General features: G+C 74.5%; 3 protein-coding genes and 1 pseudogene. All 4 read right to left on the reverse strand.

What is annotated here, in order from left to right; genetic code table 11:
• On the reverse strand, nucleotides 1-6,779 hold a 6,779-nt coding region (locus ALI22I_RS20685), incomplete at its 3' end, for an SDR family NAD(P)-dependent oxidoreductase (RefSeq protein ID WP_443216953.1).
• Nucleotides 6,780-6,830: pseudogene (locus tag ALI22I_RS55610) on the reverse strand (polyketide synthase docking domain-containing protein); the annotation flags it as partial. It lies immediately after the preceding gene.
• A gap of 22 nt (nucleotides 6,831-6,852) precedes the next feature.
• On the reverse strand, nucleotides 6,853-11,733 hold the full coding sequence (locus ALI22I_RS20690; RefSeq protein WP_238598483.1) for a type I polyketide synthase: 4,881 nt from the start codon (nucleotides 11,731-11,733) through the stop codon (nucleotides 6,853-6,855).
• Between the two features lie 39 nt (nucleotides 11,734-11,772).
• Nucleotides 11,773-24,861 (reverse strand): type I polyketide synthase, encoded by a 13,089-nt coding sequence (locus ALI22I_RS20695; protein ID WP_077007195.1) that lies wholly within the window; start codon nucleotides 24,859-24,861, stop codon nucleotides 11,773-11,775.
• Between the last annotated feature and the right edge of the window lie 324 nt (nucleotides 24,862-25,185).

A 25,185-nucleotide genomic window follows, 5' to 3' on the forward strand; every position in this document is an offset into this window, starting at 1 on the left:
GCGACATGAGCCGCGACGATCTCACCGATCGAATGCCCCGCCACGAAATCCGGCCGCACACCCCACGACTCCACCAACCGGAACAACGCCACCTCGACCGCGAACAACGCCGGCTGCGCCCACCCCGTCCGCTCCAAACCCTCACCCGAAGCAATCACCTCACGCAACGACCCACCCACCAACGGGTCCAACACCGCGCACACCTCGTCCAACGCAACCCCGAACACCGGGAACACCTCAGCCAACCCCACACCCATGCCCGCCCGCTGCGAACCCTGACCCGTGAACAGGAACCCGGTCCGGCCGTCCGGGGCGAGGGCGGGCTCGATCGCGGCCAGTTCGTCGCGCCGGACCACCGAGGCGCGGTAGGGCAGAGCGGACCGCTTGGTGGCCAGGGTGAAGGCGACGTCCACATCGGACTCGTCCACCTCGGCCAGCCGGTCCGCCAGCTCCCGCACGGCCTCCGGGGTCTTGCCCGACAGCACCCACGGCGCGACCGGCAACGTGACCTCGGCGGCCGCTTCCCGCTCGGCCGGGAACTGCTCGATGATGACGTGCGCGTTGGTGCCGCTGATGCCGAACGACGACACGGCGGCTCGGCGCGGGCGGTCCACCGCCGGCCACTCGCGGGCCTCGGTGAGCAGTTCCACCGCGCCCGCGTCCCAGTCGACGTGCTCGGACGGCCGGTCCAGGTGCAAGGTCTTGGGGAGCACACCGTGCCGCATGGCCTCGATCATCTTGATCACGCCGCCCACTCCCGCGGACGCCTGGGCATGACCGATGTTCGACTTCAACGACCCCAGGTACAACGGCGTCTCACGATCCTGACCGTAGGTCGCCAACAACGCCTGCGCCTCGATCGGATCACCGAGCACCGTGCCCGTGCCGTGTGCCTCCACCGCGTCCACCTCCGACGGACGCAGACCGGCGACGGCCAACGCCGCACGGATCACCCGCTCCTGCGACGGACCATTCGGCGCGGTCAAACCGTTGGACGCACCATCCTGATTGACCGCACTGCCACGCAACACCGCCAACACACGATGGCCGTTGCGCCGGGCATCCGACAAACGCTCCAACAACAACAGACCGACGCCCTCGGACCACCCCGTGCCACTCGCATCGGCCGAGAACGACCGACAGCGCCCGTCCGCGGCCAGCCCGCGCAACCGGGAGAACTCGACGAACGCGGTCGGCGTCGACATCACCGTCACACCGCCCGCCAACGCCAGATCACACTCACCCACCCGCAACGCCTGCGCGGCCAGGTGCAGCGACACCAACGACGACGAGCACGCCGTGTCCACCGTGACGGCCGGTCCCTCGAACCCGAACGCGTAGGACACCCGGCCGGAGGCGACGCTGCCGAGCGTGCCGCTCGCCAGGTACCCCTCCAGGTCCTCGGGGATCCCGGCCAGGTTGGAGCCGTAGTCGTGGTACATCACGCCGGCGAACACGCCGGTGCGCGAACCGCGCAGCCCGGCCGGGTCCACCCCCGCGTTCTCCAGGCTCTCCCAGGCCGTCTCCAGCAGCAGTCGCTGCTGCGGGTCCGTCGCCAGCGCCTCCCGCGGCGACATGCCGAAGAACCCGGCGTCGAACAGGTCCGCGTCGTGCAGGAAACCGCCCTCGCGCGAGTAGGACGTGCCGACGTGGTCCGGGTCCGGGTCGTACAGGTCGGGCCAGCCGCGGTTGGTCGGGAACGGCGAGATCGCGTCCACACCGCCTGCGACGAGGTCCCACAGCCCACGCGGCGACCGCACGCCGCCGGGATAGCGGCACGCCATGCCGACGATGACGACCGGGTCGTCGTCCTTCGCGGCCACGGAGCCGGCGACCACTTCGCGCGCACCGCCGAACAGCTCGTCGGACAGGTGCCTGGCCAGCGCGGCGGGCGACGGGTGGTCGAACACCAGGGTGGTCGGCAACCGCAGGCCCGCGGCGGCGTTGAGCTGGTTGCGCAGCTCCACGGCGGTCAGCGAGTCGAACCCCAGCTCCTGGAACGCCCGCCCGGCCGGGACCGAGGCCGCGTCGGCGTGGCCGAGCACGGCGGCCACCTGGCCGCGGACCAGGTCCACCAGGACCCGGTCGCGCTCGGCGGGCGCGAGCCCGGCTAGCCGGTCGGCGAGGGAACTCGCGGTCCGACGCGCACGGCGGGTCACCGGTGCCAGGCCGCGCAGGATGACCGGGGTGGCCTCACCCAGCCCGCGCACCGTCGCCAGGTCGACGCCGGTGATGGTGACCACCGGCGCGTCCACGGCGAGTGCGGCATCGAACGAGGCCAGGGCGTCCGCGGTGGACAGCGCGAGCAGGCCTGCCTTCCCGATCCGCTTGACGTCCACGTCGGCCAGTTGGTCGGTGATGTCGCTGGTCTGCGCCCACAGGCCCCACGCCAGCGAGGTGGCGGGCAGGCCCAGTGCCCGCCGGTGCACGGCCAGCCCGTCGAGGAACGTGTTGGCCGCCGCGTAGTTGGCCTGCCCGGCGTTCCCCAGTTGGCCCGCGAGCGAGGAGTACAGCACGAACGCGGACAGGTCGAGGTCCGCCGTGGCCTCGTGCAGGTTCCAGGCCGCGTCCACCTTGGGCCGGAGCACCGCCTCGACCTGCTCGTCGGTCAGCGACCCGAGCACGCCGTCCGCGAGCACGCCCGCCGTGTGCACGACGGCCTTGACCGGGTGCCGCGCCACGAGCGCGACGAGCGCGGCGCGGTCGGCGACGTCGCAGGCGGCGAAGGTGACGGTCGAGCCGAGACCGGTCAGCTCGCTCTCCAGCCCGGCCGCTCCCGGCGCCGCCGCGCCACGCCTGCCGACCAGCAGCAGGTCGGTGGCGCCGTGCTCGGCCACCAGGTGCCGCGCCAGCCCCGCGCCCAACGCGCCGGTGCCGCCGGTGATCAGCACCGTGCCGTCGGCGAACGGTGTGCCCGCGGCCCGCCCGGCGGGCCGTAGCCGACTCAGCCGGGGCACCCGGATCCGGCCGTCGCGCAACGACAACTGGGGCTCACCGGACGCGAGCGCCGACTCCAGGACGTCCCGGGACGCGGCGGTGTCGTCGGTCTCCACGACCACGACCCGGCCCGGCTGCTCGGTCTGCGCCGTGCGCACCAGGCCGTGCACCGCCGCGTGCGCCAACACGTCCGCGCGGGTCACCACGACCAACTGCCCGTCACGGTCCTCGGCGAGCCGGTCGCGCACCAGTGCCAGGGCCTCCCGGGTGGCGGTGTGGGTCGCCGCGACGACGTCGTCCGTAGTGGGCAGGCCGATCGGCACGACGTCGAACACTGCGCCCGTCGGCGTGCCGCCGGTGATCGGGGTCCAGCCCAGCTCGAACAGGGTGTCGCGACCGGACTCGAACGGTCGCAGCGCCAGCGACTCCACGGCCGCCACCGGCGTGCCGAGTCCGTCGGCGAACACCATCGCCACCGACTCCGGTCCGGTCGGGGTGATCCTGGCCCGCAGGGCGGTCGCACCGGGCGTCACCACGGTCACGCCCGACCACGAGAACGGCAGCAGCGCGGGCCGGTCCGGGTCGGCCACACCGGGCAGCAACGGGTGGGCGGCGGCGTCGAGCAGCGCCGGGTGCACCGCGAACAGCGCGGCCTCGGCGCGGGCCGACTCGGGCAGCGCCACCTCGGCGAACAGCTCGTCGTCGCGCCGCCACAGCCGGCGCAGGCCGCGGAACACCGGCCCGTACTCGTAGCCATCCTCGGCGACGCGTTCGTAGACGTCACGCAGGTCGACCTCGGCCGCTCCCTCGGGCGGCCACACCACCAGGTCCGCGGTGACGGGCGCGTCGGCCGCGGCCAGCACGCCGGTCGCGTGGTGCCGCCACGCGTGGCCCGCCGGGCGCGCGTGCAGGTCCAGCGAGCGCCTGCCCTGCTCGTCGGCCTCGCCCACGAGCACCTGGACCTGCACCCCGCCGCCCTCGGGCAGCACGAGCGGCGCGGTGACGGTCAGCTCCTCGACCCGGTCGAGGTCGACCTCGGCGGCGGCGGCCAGCGCCAGTTCCAGCAACGCCGTGCCGGGCACGACGACCGCGCCCGCGATCCGGTGCTCGCCGAGCCAGCCTTCGGTGGTCAGCCGACCGGTGAGCACGACCGGGCCGCCGGCCACGACCTCGACCACCGCGCCGAGCAACGGGTGGTCCGCCGCGTCGAGACCGGCCGCCGCGACGTCGCCGGCGCCGGTGGTGGGGCGCAGCCAGTAGCTGTCGCGCTGGAACGGGTAGGTGGGCAGCGGCACGCGCTTGGCACCGGTGCCCGCGAAGAACGCCTCCCAGTCGACGTCCACGCCACGGGCGTGCAGCGCGCCGACGGCCGCGACGGCGGTCTCCGCCTCGGGACGGCCCGCGCGCAGCAGCGGCACGCCGTCCCCCGCCATCGCCGACAGCACGCCGTCCGGCCCCAGCTCGACCAACGTGGTCACGCCCCGCGCGCGCAGGGTGTCCACGGCATCGGCGAAGCGGACCTCGCGGCGGACCTGCTCGACCCAGTAGCCGGGCTCGGTCAGCCGGTCGGCGAGCGCACCGGTGACCGTGGAGACCACCGGCACCGCTGGCCGGTGGTAGGTCAGGCCCTCCGCGACCCGCCGGAACTCCCCGAGCATCGGGTCCATGTGAGCGGAGTGGAACGCGTGACCGACGGCGAGCCGCTTGGTGCGACGGCCCTGCTGCTCGAACGTCGCCACGGCAGCGAGCACGGCGTCCTCGTCACCGGAGAGCACGACCGCTTCGGGGCCGTTGACCGCAGCGATGGAGACCCGGTCGCCCAGCAGCGGCCGGACTTCGTCCTCAGTGGCCCGCACGGCGACCATCGCGCCACCACCGGGCAGGTCCTGCATCAACCGACCACGCGCCGCCACCAACGTCGCCGCATCCTCCAACGACAACACCCCCGCGACATGAGCCGCGACGATCTCACCGATCGAATGCCCCGCCACGAAATCCGGCCGCACACCCCACGACTCCACCAACCGGAACAACGCCACCTCGACCGCGAACAACGCCGGCTGCGCCCACCCCGTCCGCTCCAAACCCTCACCCGAAGCAATCACCTCACGCAACGACCCACCCACCAACGGGTCCAACACCGCGCACACCTCGTCCAACGCAACCCCGAACACCGGGAACACCTCAGCCAACCCCACACCCATGCCCGCCCGCTGCGAACCCTGACCCGTGAACACGAACGCGGTCCGGCCGGTGACGCGGGTGGCCGGGGTGACCGCGTCGAGGCCCGCGAGCGGGGTGTCCCGGCCGGCGGCAACGACGACGGAAGCTCGGCTGTCCTGCGCGGCGCGCGTGGTGGCCAGGGAGAACGCCACGTCCAGCGGGCTCAGGTCCGGTCGGGCGACGACGAAGTCGCGCAGCCGTTCGGCCTGGGCGCGCAACGCCGGTGGCGTGGGGGCCGACAGCACCCACGGCAGCACCGGGAGGCCGGCCCGCGCGACGACGGGCTCCGGGACGGTCGGCGGGGCCTGCTCGACGATGACGTGCGCGTTGGTGCCGCTCACACCGAACGCCGACACACCCGCCCGGCGCGGGCGGTCGGTCGGCGGCCACGGCCGGTTCCCGGTCAGCAACTCGACCGACCCCGCGGACCAGTCCACGAACGGCGTCGGCTCGCTGACGTGCAGGGTCCTGGGCAGGGTGGCGTCGCGGACGGCCATCACCGCCTTGATCACGCCGCCGACGCCCGCCGCCGCCACCGAGTGGCCGATGTTCGACTTCAGCGAACCCAGGTAGAGCGGGGTCGGCCGGTCCCGGCCGTAGGTGTTCACCAGCGCGGTGGCCTCGATCGGGTCGCCCAGTCGGGTCGCCGTGCCGTGCGCCTCGACCAAGTCCACGTCCACTGTGGACAGTCGCGCGTCGGCCAGGGCGGCGTTGATCACCCGTTCCTGCGACGGACCGTTCGGTGCCGTCAAGCCGTTCGACGCGCCGTCCTGGTTGACCGCACTACCCCGCACGACGGCGAGCACGCGATGGCCGTTGCGCTGAGCATCCGACAACCGCTCCAGCAACAGCAGACCGACGCCCTCGGACCACCCCGTGCCACTCGCATCGGCCGAGAACGACCGACAGCGGCCGTCCGCGGCCAGCCCGCGCTGGCGCGAGAAGTCGACGTAGCCGCCGGGGTGGCCGTAGACGGTGGCGCCGCCGGCCACCGCGAAGGCGGATTCGCCCCGCCGCAGGGACTGCGCCGCCAGGTGCAGCGCCACCAGCGACGACGAGCACGCCGTGTCCACGGTGATCGCCGGTCCCTCGAACCCGAACGTGTAGGACAGCCGACCGGACGCGACGCTGCCAAGCTTGCCCGTCATCAGGTAGCCCTCCAGCTCCTGCGGGCCGTCCAGGCCGAGATAGGTCTGCTCGCCCATCCCGACGAACACGCCGGTGGAGCTGCCGCGCAGGGCCGTCGGGTCGAGGCCGGCCCGCTCGAACAGCTCCCACGCGGTCTCCAGCAGCACCCGCTGCTGCGGGTCCATCGACAGCGCCTCGCGGGGCGAGATGCCGAAGAACCCCGCGTCGAACGCCGTGGCGTCGGCGATGAAGCCGCCCCGCCTGGTGTACGAGGTGCCGAGGTGCGCCGGGTCGGGGTCGTAGAGCCCGGCCACGTCCCACCCGCGGTCCTCCGGCCAGTCGGTGGTCCCGTCCCGACCGTCCAGCACCAGCTGCCACAGGTCCTCGGGCGAGGACACGCCACCGGGGTAGCGGCAGGCCATCGCGACGATCGCGATCGGCTCCGTGCCGCCGGACTCCAGCTCCGCGATCCGCTGACGCGCCTTCTTCAGGTCGGCCGTCACCCACTTCAGGTACTCGACCATCTTCTCTTCGTTGGACATCGCTGCTATCTCCAGGTGCCGATCAGGCGGACCGGTCGGCGCCGCGACCGAGCTCGTTGTCGATGAAGTCGAACAGCTCGCCGGCGGAGGCCGATTCGAGCTCGATCGAGGGAGCGTCCGCCGGCGGCCGGCCCCACTCGGAGGTCCAGCGCGACAGGATCGTGCGCAGCCGCCGGGTGATCTCCCCGCGCCGGTCGTCCTCCCTGGCGACGCCGTCGAGCAACGCCTCCAGCCGGTCCAGCCCGGACAGCACCGGCTCGGCCGCCTCCGGTGCGAGGACGCCGAGGACGTGCCCGGTGAGCTCCGCGGGCGTCGGGTGGTCGAAGACCAGCGTCGCCTGGAGCGCCACGCCGGTGGCGGTGGTCAGCCGGTTGCGCAGTTCGACCGAGGTGAGCGAGTCGAACCCCAGGTCCCGGAACGGTCGGTGCTCCCCGATCGCCGCCGGGTCCTGCTGCCCGAGGACGGCCGCCACCTCGCGGCGGACCAGGTCCAGCACGGCGGCACGGCGCTCGTCGCCGGCCAGCCCGGCCAGGCGCGCGGCCAGCGTCCCGGCCCGCTCGTCGCCCGCTTCGCGCCGCCGCGGCGCCACGACTCCGCGCAACGGGACCGGCGCACGGTCCGCCGCCCGCAGGGCGACGACGTCGACCGGCGCGGCCACGACCACCGGGTGTCCGGCGTCCACCGCCGCGTCGAGCAGGCCGAGCAGTTCCCCGTCGGCGACCGGCGGGAAGCCCACCGCGCCTTCCCGCGGGCCGAACGCGATCGAGACCGCTGGGAGCCCGCGGGCCGCGCGGTGCCGGGCCAGCGCGTCGGCGAACGAGGCGGCGGCGGCGAAACCGGCCCGGCCCGGAGCCCCGAGCACGCCCGCCGTCGAGGAGAACACCACGAACAGCCCGGCGTCGGGCAGCAGTTCGTGCAGCCGCCAGGCGTCGTCCACGTTCGGCTTGAGCGCCGCGGCCAACCGCTCGGGCGTGATGTCCGCCAGCGGGCCGTCGTCCGGCACTCCCCCGGTGTGCACGACCGCGGTCGGCCGGTGCTCGGCCACCACCTCGGCCAGCTCGCCCCAGGTGGCGTGCACGGTCTCGGCGTTCCAAGTGTCGGAGTCCGCTGCGCCCACGTCGACCAGCACGACCTTCCGCACGCCGTGCACGCTGACCAGGTGGCGGGCGACTAGTACGCCCAGGCCACCCGTGACCAGCGCCGTCCCGCCCCAGGCAACCTCACCCGTGACCGGTTCGACCGGTTCGACGGCGGTCAACCGGGGTGCGAACACCCGCCCGCCGCGCACCGCGACCTGCGGCTCGCCGGACAGGACCACGTCGCCGTCGGTGTCCACGAGGACCAGGCGGCCCTCGGGCAACTCCGACTGCGCCGAACGCAACAGGCCCCACGCGGCGGCAGCGGCGAGGTCCACGTCCTCGTCGGCCACCGCGACACCACCCGCGGTCACCACGACCAGCGGTTCGGACCGTTCCCGCACCAGCTCCAACGCCCGCAGCACGGCGGCGTGGGCGGCGGCCACCGGGTCACCCGTCCCGATCTCCAGGTGGACGACCTCTCCCCCGGTGGCCGGTTCGGCCGGGACGTGGGTCCACGTCAGAGTCCGCAACGGCGACCCGGCGGCGAACCGCTCGACCGGGATGTCGCGGAACCCGACCGCCTCGGCGGTGAGCACCGGCCGACCGGCGGCGTCGGTGAGCACGAGGGTCACGGTGTCGTCGGCGACCTGCCGCACGCGCACCTCGACGGCCTCGGCGTGCGCGGCGTGCAGCCGCACCCCGCGCCAGCTGCCGGGCACCCGGACCGTCGCGCCGGTGGCAGTGGTCGGCACCGCCAGGTCGAGGAGCGCCGGGTGCAGGCCGTACGCGGCGGCTTCGCCCGTGATCGCCTCGGGCAGGCGCACCGGGGTGCCGTCAGCCGTGATCACTGGCTCGTCGCCACCGCGGGCGGCGAGCACACCGGTGGCGTGGGCGGTCCACGCCGCGTCGTCGTCCGGCCGCGCGTAGACGGTGAAGGTCCGCCTGCCGTCGGGGGCGGGCGCGTCCACCGACACCTGCACCTGCGCCGGGAGGGTCAGCGGACGGTCGGTGTCCAGTTCCGCCAGCACCGGCGTGCCGACCTGGTCACCGGCGTGGATCGCCATCTCCACGAAGGCAGCGGGCGGCACGGCCAAGTGGTCGGCCAGCCAGGACCGGGCCTCGATCGTGCTGGTGAACAGCACCCGTCCCGAGCCGGCGACGGCGGTGGCCGGGCCGAGCAGAGGGTGTCCGGACGCCCGCGCCGCGGCGGGCGCGGACTCCAGCCAGTACCGCTCATGCTGGAACGGGTAGGTCGGCAGGTCCACTCGCCGTGCGCCCGCGCCGCGGAAGAACGCCGGCCAGTCCACGGCCACGCCGCGACCGTGCAGCACGCCCAGTGCCGCGGCGGCCGTCTCGGCCTCCGGCCTGGCGCGGCGCAGCAACGGCACCGCGACCGCCGCGTCGGTCACGGCGGGCACCATCGCCGACAGCACCGCGTCCGGACCGAGCTCGACCAGCGTCGTGACGCCTCGCCGCACCAGGGTGCGCACCGCGTCGCCGAACCTGACCGGGCGGCGCACCTGCTCCACCCAGTGGTCCGGGCTGGTCAGCTTCCCGTCGGTTTCGCCGGTCAGGGTGGAGACGACCGGGACGGCGGGCTCGTGGTAGGTCAGCGACTCGGCCACGGCGGCGAACGGGACCAGCATGGGGTCCATGCGCGCGGAGTGGAACGCGTGACCGACGGCGAGCCGCCGGGAACGGGCACCGAGCACCCCGACGACCCTCAGCACGGCGTCCTCGCCACCGGAGAGCACCACCGACTCGGGGCCGTTGACCGCCGCGATGTCCACGCCCGGCGTCAACAGCGGCCGGACTTCGTCCTCAGTGGCCCGCACGGCGACCATCGCGCCACCACCGGGCAGGTCCTGCATCAACCGACCACGCGCCGCCACCAACGTCGCCGCATCCTCCAACGACAACACCCCGGCGACATGAGCCGCGACGATCTCACCGATCGAATGCCCCGCCACGAAATCCGGCCGCACACCCCACGACTCCACCAACCGGAACAACGCCACCTCGACCGCGAACAACGCCGGCTGCGCCCACCCCGTCCGCTCCAAACCCTCACCCGAAGCGATCACCTCACGCAGCGGGAGGTCGAACCGCGCCAGCACCTCGTCCAGTGCCGCGGCGAACACCGGGAACGTCCGGGCCAGTTCCAGCCCCATCCCCGTCCGCTGCGAACCCTGCCCGGTGAACAGGAACGCCGTGCCGCCCTCGGTGACCGGCGTCGGTTCGCCGAGGACGCGGTCGGTGCCAGCGGTCCGCCAGCCGAACGCCGACCGGCCGGTGGCCAGCGAGTACGCCACGTCCAGGTCGGTACCATCCACAGTGGACAGCTGTGCGGCGTGGGCGCGGGCGGCGTGCTCCGTCTTGCCCGACGCCAGGAACGGCACCGCCGGCAGCACGACCGACACGGGCTCCGCTTCGCCCTGCCCGGGTTCCGGGCCCTGCTCGACGATCACGTGCGCGTTGGTGCCCCCGAAGCCGAACGACGACACCCCCGCACGGCGCGGCCGACCGGTCTCCGGCCAGGGCCGGGCCTCGGCGAGCAGTTCGACCGAGCCGGACGCCCAGTCGACGTGCGACGTGGGGTGCTCGGCGTGGAGCGTCTTGGGCAGGACACCGTGCCGCATGGCCTCGATCATCTTGATCACGCCACCAACACCGGCCGCAGCCTGCGCATGACCGATGTTCGACTTCAACGACCCCAGGTACAACGGCGTCTCACGATCCTGACCGTAGGTCGCCAACAACGCCTGCGCCTCGATCGGATCACCCAACACCGTGCCCGTACCGTGCGCCTCCACCACATCCACATCCGACGGACCCAGGCCCGCAGCCCCCAACGCCGCACGGATCACCCGCTCCTGCGACGGACCATTCGGCGCGGTCAAACCATTCGACGCACCATCCTGATTGACCGCACTACCCCGCACGACAGCGAGCACACGGTGACCGTTGCGCTGAGCATCCGATAATCGCTCCAGCATCAGCAGGCCGATCCCCTCCGACCACCCGGTGCCACTCGCGTCGGCGGCGAACGACCGGCAGCGCCCGTCCGGTGCCAGCCCGCGCAACCGGGAGAACTCGACGAACGCGGTCGGCGTCGACATCACCGTCACACCGCCCGCCAACGCCAGATCACACTCACCCACCCGCAACGCCTGCGCGGCCAGGTGCAGCGACACCAACGACGACGAACACGCCGTGTCGATCGCGACGGCCGGGCCCTCCAGACCGAACGTGTAGGCCAGCCGACCCGCCGCGATGCTGCCCGCGCTGCCGCTGTACAGGTAGCCCTCGATGTCCGGTGTGGCCAGTCCGGGTCGAGAGCCGTAGTCGTGGTACATCACGCCGGTGAACACGCCGGTGCGCGAACCGCGCAGCGACGCCGGCCGCACACCCGCCGTTTCCACGGCCTCCCACGCGGTCTCCAGCAGCAGTCGCTGCTGCGGGTCCGTCGCCAGCGCCTCCCGCGGCGACATGCCGAAGAACCCGGCGTCGAACAGGTCCGCGTCGTAGAGGAAACCGCCCTCCCGGGTGTGTGACGTGCCGACCGCGTCCGGATCGGCGCCGAACAGCCGGTCCAGGTCCCAGCCCCGGTCGACCGGGAACCCGGCGACGGCGTCGACGCCGTCGTCCACGAGCCGCCACAGGTCCCCCGGCGACCGCACGCCGCCCGGATACCGGCAGGCCATGCCCACGACGGCGACGGGCTCGCTGTCCTTGTCCTCCAGCTCGCGCAACTTCCGGCGCGCGTCCCTGGCGTCCGCGATCGCCCGCTTGAGGTAATCGCGAAGCTTCGCTTCGTCGGCCACTTGTCTCTCGCTCCCCAGTAGTGTGCGGTCGGGCCACGATCAGTCGAGCTCGTCGACCAGCGCGAACAAGTCGTCGTCGCTGGCCAGTTCGAGGTCGTCCCCGTCGTCGCGGGTGTCGCCCGTGACGAGGTCGAGCAGTTCGCGCAGCCGGTCGGCGATGGCGCCGGAGCGCTCCGCGTCGTCGGTGGTGGAGCGGATGGTGGTGCGCAGCCGGTCCAGGTCGGCCAGCACGTCGGGCTCGTCGGCCACGGCGAGCAGGTCGTGCAGGTGCACGGCCAGCGCGGCGGGCGACGGGTGGTCGAACACCAACGTGGTCGGCAGCCGCAGCCCGGTCGCCGCAGCGAGCCGGTTGCGCAGCTCCACGGCGGTCAGCGAGTCGAACCCCAGCTCCTGGAACGCCCGCTCGGTGTCGACCGCGCCCGCGGCGGTGTGCCCGAGCACCGCGGCGACCTCCGAGCGCACCAGATCGGTCAACACCCGCTGCCGCCCGCCCCGGTCCAGGCCCGCCAGGCGCAGCGCGGGTTCGGTCCCGGTGGCTTCCGTGCCGGCCGCCGGTGCCCGCACCCGCACCAGGCCGCGCAGCAGCACCGGCTGCTCGTCGCCCAGGGCGCGCAGCGCCGCCGGGTCCAACCTGGTCACCGCCACCACCGGCTCGGGCAGCGCGAGCGCCGCGTCGAACAGCGCCATCGCCTCCGCGGTCGCCAGCGGTTCGAGCCCGGACCGGGCCAGTCGGCGCAGGTCCACGTCGGCCAGGTGACCGCTCAGCCCACTCGCCTGCGCCCACAGGCCCCAGGCCAACGACGTGCCGGGCAGGCCCAGCGCCCGCCGGTGCACGGCCAGGCCGTCCAGCCAGGTGTTGGCGGCGGCGTAGTTGGCCTGACCGGCGGTGCCGAGCAGACCCGCGACCGACGAGTACAGGACGAACGCGGACAGGTCGAGGTCCGCCGTGAGCTCGTGCAGGTTCCAAGCAGCGTCCACCTTGGGCCGCAGCACCCGGTCGACCTGCTCGGCGTCCAGCGCGGTGAACACGCCGTCGTCGGTGACGCCGGCGGTGTGCACGACCGCGCCGAGCCTGCGGTCACCGATCGCGGCGCTCAGCGCGTCCCGGTCGGTGACGTCGCAGGCGACCACGTCGACCGCCGCGCCCAACGCGGTCAACTCGGCGGTGAGTTCCGCCGCGCCCGGCGCAGCCGCGCCGCGCCTGCTGATGAGCAGCAGGTCGGTGGCGCCGTGCTCCACCACGAGGTGCCGGGCCAGCACCGCGCCCAACGCGCCGGTGCCGCCGGTGATCAGCACCGTGCCGCGGTTCCAGTCCGGCACCTCGCCCGGCTCGCCGCCGGCGCGCGCCAGTCGCGGCACGAGCACTTCCCCACCGCGGACGGCCACCTGCGGCTCGCCGAGGCGCAGCGCCGCGTCCAGCAGCGCCGCCGAGCGGGGGTCGTCGTCGGTCTCGGCCAGCACGAAGCGGCCGGGGTTCTCGGTCTGCGCGGTCCGCACCAGGCCGCGCACGCCGGCGTGCGCGAGGTCGGCGGAGCGCAGCACCACGGCGAGTTGCCCGGACTCCTCGGCCAGCCACCGCCGGAGCGTGCCGAGCACGGCGTGCACGACCTCGCCCGGTGTCCCCGACGGGACCCGTTCGACGGTCACCTCCGCACCGGACACCGACAGGTCCGCCGGGGCCGCCCAGCCGGGCGCGAAGAGACCGTCCAAGGCCCGCGCGGTCGCCGAGACCGGGCGCAGCACCAACGAGTCGACAGCCGCGACCGGTGCGCCGAGCCCGTCCGCCACCACTAGCGACACGGTCTGCGAGTCCTCGTCCGACGCGGTGATCGACAGCCGGACCCGCAGCGCCGCGGCGCCGGGGGCGGTCACCCGCACGCCGCTCCAGGCGAACGGCAGCCAGGCGGGTCCGCCCTCGACCGCGACACCGGGCAGCAGGGCGTGCAGCGCGCCGTCCAGCAGGGCCGGGTGCAGGACGAACGCGTCACCGCCGCGGTCCTCGGGCAGCTCGACCTCGGCGAACAGCACGTCCGCAGCCCGCCACACCCGGCGCAGGCACCGGAACGCGGGGCCGTAGTCGTAGCCGTGCTCCCGCAGTCGGTCGTAGGCGCCGTCGATGTCCACTTCGGACGCGGAGGGCGGCCACTGCGCGAGGCCCTCGGCGGCCGGGCCGCCGGTCGGCGCCAGCACGGCGGTCGCGTGCGAGGTCCAGGGTTCGTCCTCGTCCACCCGCGAGTGGACCCGGGCCTCCCGGCGACCGGCGGCGTCGGGCGCGCCGACCGTCAGCTGCACCTGGACGCCACCGCGTTCGGGCAGCACCAGCGGCGCGGTGAGGGTCAACTCCACCACCTCCGCGCACCCGGTCTGCTCGCCCGCCCGGAGCACCATCTCCACGAACCCCGTGCCGGGTAGGAGGACCGAGCCGCGCACCGCGTGGTCCGCCAACCACGGGTGGGTGCGCTGGGACAGCCGCGCGGTGAACACCAGCTCGTCCCGGTCGACCAGGTCGATCACCGCGCCGAGCAGCGGGTGCTCGGCGCGGGTCAGGCCGAGGCCGGTCGCGTCAGCCGGAGTGGCGGGCGCGTCCAGCCAGTGGCGCTCGCCGCGGAACGGGTAGCTGGGCAGGTCGACCCGTCGACCGCCGGGGAACAGCCGCACCGGGTCGGCCGGGTGGCCGCGCACGTGCAAGGCGGTGATCGCGGCCAACACGGTCGACGCCTCCGGGCGGCGCGAGCGCAGCACGGGCGCGACGGCGCCCACCAGCCGGGTGGCGGCCTGACGGGTCAGCGCGGACAGCACGCCGTCCGGCCCGATCTCCAGGTAGTCGGTGACGCCCTGGGATTCCAGGAACCGCACGCCGTCCAGGAACCGCACGGCCGCCCGCACGTGCCCGACCCAGTAGTCGGGTGACATGAGCTGCTCGGGTTTGGCCTGCTCGCCGGTCACGTTGGACACGACCGGGATTCGCGGCTCGTGGAAGGTCGTCCCGGCGAGGGCGGCGCGGAAGTCGTCCAGCACGCCGTCCATGTGCGGGGAGTGGAACGCGTGGCTCACCGCCAGGCGCTTGACCTTGCGCCCCGCGGCCCGCCAGCCCGCCGAGACCTCCTCGACGGCGTCCTCGTCGCCGGAGACGACCGTGGACGTCGGGCCGTTCACGCCCGAGATCACGACCGTGTCGCCACGTCCGGCCAGGGAGGCGGTCACCTCGTCCTCGTCGGCCTCGATCGCGGCCATCGCGCCGCCGTCCCGGGCGGCCTGCATGAGCCGGCCGCGGGCCGCGACGAGCCCGGCGGCGTCCGCCAGGTCGAACACGCCCGCCACGTGTGCGGCGACGACCTCGCCGATCGAGTGGCCGAGCAGGTGGTCCGGCCGCACGCCGTACCACTCGACAAGCCGGTACAGCGCGGTCTCCACGGCGAACAACGCGGCCTGCGCGAACGACGTCTGGTCCAGCAGCGCCGAGTCCGCCGAGCCCGGCGGCGCGAACAGCACGTCCTTCAGCGGGCGGTCCAGGACCGGGTCCAGGTGCCCGCACACCTCGTCCAGCGCGGCGGCGAACACCGGCGAGGTCTCGTACAGCTCGCGGCCCATGCCGAGCCGCTGGCTGCCCTGGCCGGTGAACAGGAACGCGACCTTGCCCGGCCGCGGCCCGTCGCCGCGCAGCACCGCCGGCGTCGACCCGCCCTCGGCGAGCACGTCCAAGGCGTGCAGCAGCCCGTCCCGGTCGCCGACGACCGCGGCCCGGTGGTCGAGCACCGCCCGACCGGTGGCCAGCGAGAAACCGACGTCCACCGGTTCCGGTGCGGGATCGGCCGAGGCCATCCGGCGCAGCCGCGCGGCTTGCGCCCGCAGGCTCGCCCCGTCCTTGGCCGACAGCAGCCACGCCACCGGCGCGTCGACCGGCTCGCGGTCGGGCGGGCGCTCGACCGGTGGCTGCTCGATGATGACGTGCGCGTTGGTGCCGCTGATGCCGAACGACGACACGCCCGCCCGTCGTGGGCGGTCCGCCATCGGCCACTCGCGCGACTCCGTCAGCAGCTCCACGGCTCCGGAAGCCCAGTCGACGTGCGGCGAGCGCTGCTCGGCGTGGAGGGTCATGGGCAGGACGCCGTGCCGCATGGCCTCGATCATCTTGATCACGCCACCCACACCGGCCGCAGCCTGTGCATGACCGATGTTCGACTTCAACGACCCCAGATACAGCGGGACCTCACGGTCTTGGCCGTAGGTCGCCAACAACGCCTGCGCCTCGATCGGATCACCGAGCACCGTGCCCGTGCCGTGTGCCTCCACCGCGTCCACCTCCGACGGACGCAGACCGGCGACGGCCAACGCCGCACGGATCACCCGCTCCTGCGACGGACCATTCGGCGCGGTCAAACCGTTGGACGCACCGTCCTGGTTGACCGCACTCCCCCGCACGACGGCAAGCACGCGGTGGCCGTTGCGGCGGGCGTCGGACAGCCGTTCGACCAGCAGCAGGCCCACGCCCTCGGACCAGCCGGTGCCGTCCGCGTCGGCGGCGAACGACTTGCACCGGCCGTCGGCGGACAGGCCGCGCTGCCGCGAGAACTCGACGAACGTGTTCGGCCCGGCCATCACGGTGACGCCGCCCGCCAGCGCCAGGTCGCACTCGCCCTGGCGCAGCGCCTGTGCCGCCAGGTGCAGCGCCACCAGGGACGACGAGCACGCGGTGTCCACGGTGACGGCGGGCCCTTCCAGGCCGTAGAAGTAGGACAGCCGGCCCGACACGACGCTGGACAGGTTGCCGGCCAGCAGGAGGCCTTCGTACTCGGCGGGCACGGTGGACAGCCGTGAGGCGTAGTCGTCGTACATCACGCCGGCGAACACACCGGTGCGGGAGCCGCGCAGCGTCGCCGGGTCGATGGCGGCGGACTCGAAGGTCTCCCAGGCGGTCTCCAGCAGCATTCGCTGCTGCGGGTCGGTGGCCGTGGCGTCGCGCGGCGACATCCCGAAGAACTCGCGGTCGAACAGGTCCGCGTCGTGCAGGAAGCCGCCGTGCCGGGCGTAGCTGGTGCCGGTGTGCCCGGGGTCGGGGTCGTAGAGCCCGTCGAGGTCCCAGCCGCGGTTGGTCGGGAAACCGGTGATGCCGTCGACGCCGTCCGCCACCAGCCGCCACAGGTCTTCCGGCGACCGGACGTCGCCGGGGTAGCGGCAGGCCATGCCGACGACGGCGATCGGTTCGTCGGCGCGGACCTCCGCGGTCGCCCCGGCGGTGGGCCGATCCGCGCCGGACACCTGCCGGTGCACGTGCGCGGCCAGCGCGGCGGGCGACGGGTGGTCGAACACCACCGTGGCGGACAGCCGCACCCCGGTCGCGGCGATGAGCCGGTTGCGCAGCTCCACCCCGGCCAGCGAGTCGAAGCCCTGCTCGCGGAACGCCTTGGCCGGGTCGATCCCGGCGGCGTCGGAGTGGCCGACGGCCGCCGCGCCGAGGGTGCGGACCAGGTCCAGCACCACGTCCGGCCGTTCGGCCTCGGGCAGCGCGGCGATCCGCCGCGCCCAGGAGGACTCCGGCCGCGCCGCACGCCCCGGTCGGGCGGGCACCAGGTCGCGGGCGACGGCGGGCGGGTCGGCCCGCAGCGCGGCGAGGTCGAGCCGGGCGGGCACCAGCAGTGCCTCGTCGGTGCCCAGCGCCGCGTCGAACAGGGCGGTGCCCCGCGCGGGCGTCAGCGGCACGACGCCCAGCCGGGCCCACCGGGCCACGTCGGCCTCGGTGAGCGCGCCGCCCATGCCGGTCGTGCCGTCCCACAGGCCCCACGCCAGCGAGGTGGCGGGCAGGCCGAGGGAGCGGCGGTGCGCGGCGAGCGCGTCGAGGTAGGTGTTGGCCGCGGCGTAGTTCGCCTGACCGGCCGTGCCGATCACACCGGAGATGGACGAGAACAGCACGAACGCGGCGAGCGGCAGGTCCTTCGTCAGCTCGTGCAGCAGCCGGGCGGCGTCCACCTTGGGCGTGAGCACCCGGTCGATCTGCTCGGCGGTGAGGGACCGCACGGTGGCGTCGGCCAGCACGCCCGCGGTGTGCACCACGGCGGTGAGCGGGTGGGCCGGTGGGATGTCGGCCAGCAGCGCGCCGAGCGCGGCGGGGTCCGCCGCGTCGGCCGCCACCACGCGCACGCTCGCGCCGAGCGCGGTGAGTTCGGCGACGAGCGTGGCGATGCCGGGTGTCCGCGGGCCCCGCCGGCCCGCGAGCACGAGCCTGCGGGCGCCGTGCCGGGTCACCAGGTGCCGGGCGAACAGCGCGCCGAGCCCGCTGGTGCCGCCGGTGACCAGGACGGTGCCCGCCGGGTCGAGGGTGCCCGGCCGGCCGGGCGGGATCCTGGTCAGGCGCGGGGTGTGCAGGTCGTCGCCGCGCACGGCCAGTTGCGGTTCGGTGGAGCCCGCCACGAGCGGCAGCCAGCGGTCGGGGTGGTCGTCGGTGGGGACGTCCAGCAGCACGACCCGGCCGGGGTGCTCGGCCTGCGCGACCCGGCCGAAGCCCCACACCGGGGCGTTCGCCAGGTCGGCGACGCCCTCGTCGGGCAGCACCGCGACCGCGCCGCGGGTGACCAGGACCAGCCGGTCGCGCGCGTCGGCCCGCTCCAGCCACTCCCGCACGGCCTCGGCGGCGCGGTGGGTGGCGGTGTGCGCGGCGGCGGCGTCGGTGCCGACCGTGGGGAAGACGACGACGTCCAAGTCGTCGAGGGACCCCGGCACGGGATGCCCGACCTTCGGCCAGCGCAGGGTGAACAGCGGGTCTCCCGCTCCCAGCCGGTCCCTGGCCACCGGCCGCAGGGTCAGTTCGCCGATCGTCGCGACGGCCGCGCCGTCCCGGTCGGCGAGGGTGATCGCGACGGTGTCCGGACCGGTCGGCGACAGCCTGGCCCGCAACGCGGTGGCGCCGCCGGTGTGCAGGGCGACCCGGCTCCACGAGTAGGGCAGCCGGATCTCGTCGGCCGCGCCGTGCTCCGCCGCCGCGAGCACCAGCGGGTGCAGCACGGCGTCCAGCAGGGCCGGGTGCAGGCCGAACGCCGACTCCTCGGCGGGCAGCACCACCTCGGCCAGCAGGTCGTCACCGGCGCGCCAGCACGCGGTCAGGCCCTGGAACGCCGGGCCGTACTCGTAGCCCAGGTCGGCGAGCCGGTCGTAGACGTCGTCCAGCGGCTGCTCCACGGCGCCGGCGGGCGGCCACTCGACGAGGTCCTCCCCCGCCGTCGTGCCCGAGCCGAGGTGACCGGACGCGTGCCGCGTCCACCCGGTCGCGGCGTCGCCGCGCGAGTGCACCGCGAACGGCCGGCCGGCGCCGGTCGACTCGCCCAGCGCGACCTGGACGGTCACCGGTTCGTCGAGCACCAGCGGTGACTCCAGCACCAACTCCTCGACCAGGTCCGCGCCGACCCGCTCGCCGGCGGCCAGCGCCAGCTCCAGGAACGCGGTGCCGGGCAGCAGCACCGACCCGCCGATGCGGTGGTTGGCTAGCCACGGGTGCTCGCGGGCCGAGATCCGGCCGGTGAGCACGACCTCATCGCGGTCGGCGAGTGCCACGGACGCGGTGAGCAGCGGGTGACCGGGGTCGGCGCGGCGCGGGGGCGCGGCGAGCCAGAAGCGGCTGCGCTGGAAGGCGTAGGTCGGCAGCGCCACCCGCGGCCCCGTCCCGAAGAAGGTCCGGAGGTGCGCTGCGGAGCCGTGCGCGAACGCGGTGGCCAGGCCCGTGTGGAACGTCGCGGCCTCGGGTCGGCCCGAGCGCAGCAGCGGCACGACGACCGCCGCGTCGGTCAGCGAATCGCGTGCCATCGCGGTCAGCACCGGGTCGGGGCCGATCTCGACGAACACCGTCGCGCCCTCGGCCTCCAGGAAGCGGACGGCGTCCAGGAAGCGCACCGTGCCGCGGACGTGGCGGCCCCAGTGGTCGGCCGAGCGCACGTTGGCGAGGTCGCCGGTGAGCGTGGAGACGATGGGGACGACCGGCTCGCGGTACTCGACGGTCTCGGCGACCGCGCGGAACTCGGCCAGCACCCCGTCCATGTGCGGAGAGTGGAACGCGTGGCTGACGCGGAGCGCGCGCGTGCGCCGGCCGCGTTCCGCCCAGGTGGCGGCGATCGCCCCGACCACGTCGGCGTCGCCGGCGAGCACCACGGAGGTGGGGCCGTTCACCGCGGCGACGGAGGCCCGGTCCTCGTGCCCGGCCAGCGACTCCGAAGCCTCCTCGGCGGTCGCCTCGACGGCGACCATCACACCGCCGGGCCGCGCCTGCTGCATCAGCCGCCCGCGTGCGGCGACCAGGGTGGCGGCGTCGGCCAGGGAGAGGACACCGGCGACGTGGGCGGCAACCAGTTCACCGATCGAGTGACCCGCCACCAGGTCCGGGGTGAGGCCGTGGTGCCCGGCCAGCCGGTACAGCGCCACCTCGACGGCGAACAGGGCCGGCTGGGTGAAGCGGGTCTCGTGGAGCGCGTCGCCCTCGCCGAAGACGACGTCGCGCAGCGGTCGGTCGAGGTGCGCGTCGAACGCGCCGAACACCTCGTCCAGCGCGGCGGCGAACACCGGCGAGGTCTCGTACAGCTCGCGGCCCATGCCTACGCGCTGCGCGCCCTGGCCGGTGAACAGGAACGCCGTCCTGCCCGGTGCCGCCGCCGTGGCCACCGCGACGCCGGGCGCCTCGGCGGCGTCCCGCACGGCGGCCAGCCCGGTCGCGAAGTCGGCCGCGTCGCGGCCGAACACCACGGCCCGTGCGGGGAAGGCCGTGCGGGCGGCCAGGGAACGGCCGACCTCGGCCGGGGACAGCTCCGGTCGCCCGACGACGAACGACCTCAGCCGCTCGGCCTGGGCGCGCAGCGCCACGCCGTCCCGACCGGACACGACCCACGGCACGGGTTCGGCCACCGGCCGGTGCGGCGTCGCCGGTCCGGTCCCGGCGGGCGCCTGCTCGATGACCACGTGCGCGTTCGTGCCGCTGATGCCGAACGCCGACACGGCGGCACGGCGGGGACGGCCCGTCTCCGGCCACGCGCGGGCCTCGGTGAGCAGTTCCACCGCGCCCGCCAACCAGTCCACCTGCGGCGTCGGCTCGTCCACGTGCAGCGTCCTGGGCAGCACGCCGTGCCGCATCGCCTCGATCATCTTGATCAGCCCGCCGACGCCGGCCGCGGCCTGCGCGTGCCCGATGTTGGACTTCAGCGAACCCAGGTACAGCGGCGACCCGCGATCCTGGCCGTAGGTCGCCAGCAGCGCCTCCGCCTCGATCGGGTCGCCGAGCGGTGTGCCGGTCCCGTGCGCCTCCACGGCGTCCACGTCGGCCGGACGCAGGCCGGCGTCGGCCAGCGCCTGCCTGATGACCCGGCGCTGCGACGGACCGTTCGGCGCGGTGAGGCCGTTGGACGCGCCGTCCTGGTTGACCGCCGTGCCGCGGACGACGGCCAGCACCTCGTGCCCGTTGCGGCGGGCGTCGGACAGCCGTTCGACGACCAGCAGGCCGACGCCCTCGGCCCACGCCGTGCCGTCGGCGGCGGCGGCGAAGGACTTGCACCGGCCGTCGGTCGACAGGCCGCGCTGCCGGGAGAACTCCACGAACATGCCGGGGTTCGCCATGACCGTCGCACCGCCCGCGATCGCCAGCGTCGACTCGCCCGAGCGCAGCGACCGCACCGCCAGGTGCAGCGCCACCAGCGACGACGAGCACGCGGTGTCCACGCTGAGCGCCGGGCCGACCAGACCGAGCTGGTAGGCGATGCGACCGGACATCACGCTCGGCGTGGTGCCGGTGAGCAGGTAGCCGGCCACGCCTTCGGCGGCCTCGTGCATGCGGGGGCCGTAGTCCATCGCGGTGCTGCCGACGAACACGCCGGTGCGGGTGCCGCGCAACGACGTCGGGTCCAGCCCGGCGCGCTCCAGGCCCTCCCAGGCGGTCTCCAGCAGCAGTCGCTGCTGCGGGTCCATGCCGAGCGCCTCGCGCGGCGTAATGCCGAAGAAGGCGGCGTCGAACTCGGCCGCGTCGTGCAGGAAGCCGCCGTGCCGGACGTAGCTCCGGCCGCTGCGGCTCGCGTCGGCGTCGAACAGGTCCTCGTCCCACGCGCGGTCGGTGGGGAACCCGGTGATCGCGTCGCCGCCCGACTCGACGAGCCGCCACAGGTCGTCGGGCCCGGTCACACCGCCGGGGTAGCGGCAGGCCACGCCCACGACGGCGATCGGCTCGTCGGCGGCGGCGACCGCCACGTCGTCCTCGTCGTCCGGGTCGGAGCCGGCCAGGAACCCGATCAACGCCGCCGGGGTCGGGTGGTCGAACAGCAGGCCGCCGGGCAGCCGCCGGGCGGTGGCGGCGGCCAGCGCGTCCCGCAGCTCCACGCCCATCAGCGAGTCGAACCCGAGGTCGCCGAACGTGCGCCGCAGGTCGACCTTCCGGTGGTCGTCGTGGCCCAGGACGGTGGCGATGTGCGTGACGACGAGTCCGGCGAGGTCGCGGTCGGCGGGCGTCCGGGGCGCGGGCGTCGCGGGCACGGCAGGCACCGGCGGCGCGCGGAACGGCGGCGTGGCCGGCTCGGCGGAGGACGGCCGGTACCGCTCCCGCTGGAACGCGTAGGTCGGCAGGTCCACCCGCTCGGCTCCGGCGTCGACGTGCGCCGCGCCCCACTCGACCGGCCCGCCGCGCACGTGCACGGCGGCGAGCGCGGTCAGCAGCGACTTCACCTCGGGGCGGCCCTTGCGCAGTGCGGGCACCGCGCGCACCGCGGCCGGGTCGAGCACCGAGTCGGCGACCATCGTCGCGCACACGCCGTCCGGCCCGAGCTCCAGCACGGTGCGCACACCGAGCGACTCCAGCGTCCGGGCGGCCTCGAGGAACCGCACCGGGCGGCGCACCTGCTCCACCCAGTACTCCGGGGTGGCCCAGGCGGTGGTGACGCCGCCGGTGACCGTGGAGACGGCGTCGACGGCGGGTTCGTGGAAGGTCAGCCCGGACACCGCGGCGCGGAACTCGTCGAGCACGGGCTCCATGCGCGACGTGTGGAACGCGTGGCCGACCGCCAAGCGCTTGGTCGGCCTGCCCCGGGCGGCGAACACGGCGGCGACGGCGAGCACGGCGTCCTCGTCGCCCGCGATCACGACGGCGTCCGGGCCGTTGACCGCGGCGACGGAGGCGTCGTCGACCAGCTCCGGCAGCACCTCGGCCTCGGTCGCGCGGATCGCCACCATCGCGCAGCCCGCGGGCAGCGCCTGCATCAGCCGGCCGCGGGTGGCGATGAGCGTGGCCGCGTCGGGCAGCGACAGCACCCCGGCGACGTGCGCGGCGGCCACCTCGCCGATCGAGTGGCCGGCGACCACGTCGGGGCGCACGCCCCACGACTCGACCAGCCGGTGGAGCGCGACCTCGACGGCGAACAGGGCGGGCTGCGCGTACCCGGTGCGGTCCAGCCCGTCGCCGGTGGCGATCACCTCGCGCAGCGGCCGGTCCAGCAGCGGGTCGACGTACGAGCAGACCTCGTCGAAGGCGGCGGCGAACCGCGGGAACTCCGCGTGCAGCTCCAGGCCCATGCCCGCGCGTTGGGAGCCCTGGCCGGTGAAGACCACGGCCAGGGGGCCGCTCCGGGCCTCCCCGGTGACCACGTCGGCGGACGGCAGTCCCGCGGCGACCTTGTCCAGGCCCGCCAGGAGCGCGGCACGGTCCTCTCCGACCACGACCGCGCGGTGCTCGAACGCGGTGCGGGTGGTGGCCAACGTGTAGGCGACGTCGAGCGGGTGGAGGTCCGCGGCGGCGGCACGCAGTCGTCCGGCCTGGGCGCGCAGCGCCTCCGCCGACTTGGCCGACACGACCCACGGCAGCGCGGACTTGTGGTGCTTGCGCGAGGGCTCGGCGGTGATAGGGCCCTCGGCGACCACGACGTGCGCGTTCGTGCCGCCCATGCCGAACGAGCTGACGCCGGCGACGAGCCGGCGCTCCGGGTGCGGCCACGGCGTGAGGTCCCGCTGCACGGCGAGGTTCAGCGCGGCGAAGTCGATCGCCGGGTTCGGCGTCTCGAAGTTCAGGCTCGGCGGCAACCGCCGGTGGCGCAGCGCGAGCAGCACCTTGAGCAGGCCGACCAGACCGGCCGCGCCCTCCAGGTGGCCGACGTTGGTCTTGGCCGACCCGATGCGCAGGGGCGTGGTCCGGCCCTCGCCGAGCGCCGCGCCCAGGGCGGCGGCCTCGACGGGGTCGCCGACCGGGGTGCCGGTGCCGTGCGCCTCCACGTACTGGACGTCGTCGACGCTCACGCCGGCCCGCAGGCGGGCCTCCCGCAACACCTGCTCCTGGCCGTTCCGGCCGGGCACGGTGAGGCCGGCGGTGGCGCCGTCGTTGTTCACCGCGCTGCCGAGGATGACGCCGTGCACGCGATCGCCGGCCGCCAGTGCCTCGGCCAGCGGCTTGAGCAGGACCACGCCGCCGCCCTCACCGCGCACGAAACCGTTGGCGCGGGCGTCGAAGGCGTACGCGGTGCCGTCCGGGGACAGCCCGCCGAACCGCTCGGTGGCGAGGGCGCCCTCGGTGGACAGGTTGAGGTGCACGCCCGCGACGAGGGCCGCGTCGGACTCGCCGGACCGGAGGCTTTGGACCGCGAGGTGCACCGCGACCAGCGATGACGACTGCGCCGAGTCGACGGTGAGACTGGGGCCGCGCAGCCCGAGGAAGTAGGAGACCCGGTTGGCGATGACGCCGCGGTTGACGCCGGTCATCGTGTGCTGCGTGATCGCCCGGTCGCCGAGGAGCCCGGCGTAGTCGTCGCGGAGCGTGCCGACGAACACCGACGTGCGGCTGCCGTGCAGCGTTCCCGGGCGGATGCCCGCGTCCTCCAGCGCCTCCCAGGCCAGCTCCAGCACCAGCCGCTGCCGCGGGTCCATCGCCGCGGCCTCGCGCGGCGAGATGCCGAAGAAATCCGCGTCGAACGCGTCGGGTTCGGCCAGGAACGCGCCGCGCCGAATTCCGCGTCCGCCGTCGCCGCGACTCTCGTCCCACCTGCCCCCGGGCGCGTCCGCAATGGCGCTCGAACCGCCGGAGAGCATCCGCCACAAAGCTGCCGGATCTGCCGCCGACGGGAGTCGGCAGGATAGTCCAACGACGGCGATCGGCTCGTCCGCAACCCTGTCGCGCTTTGTCGTCATCGCGTTCGGTCACCCTTTCTGCACAATATGGAAGCTGCCGGAAACCGCTGGCCGCCACCCCTGGGGCGACCACATGAATCGACCATAACCGTGCCGGACCGGAACCCGGCTCAGTCCGCACTCATCGGCCGACAACCGCATCCACCACTACTCGTTCCGGTTCGTTACCCGGCGGTGGAACCCAGGTGATCGAACCGGGAATACCGACCCCGGCATCCGCCCGGCCGACACCGGGCGTTTCGGTTACCCGAGCCGATTAGCAGCCGATTACCATCGAATGGTATGACCCCCGACAACTGCGACTAGATTTATTGGCGAGTAGTC

The sequence above is a fragment of the Saccharothrix sp. ALI-22-I genome, from assembly GCF_001984175.1.
Taxonomy (GTDB): domain Bacteria; phylum Actinomycetota; class Actinomycetes; order Mycobacteriales; family Pseudonocardiaceae; genus Actinosynnema.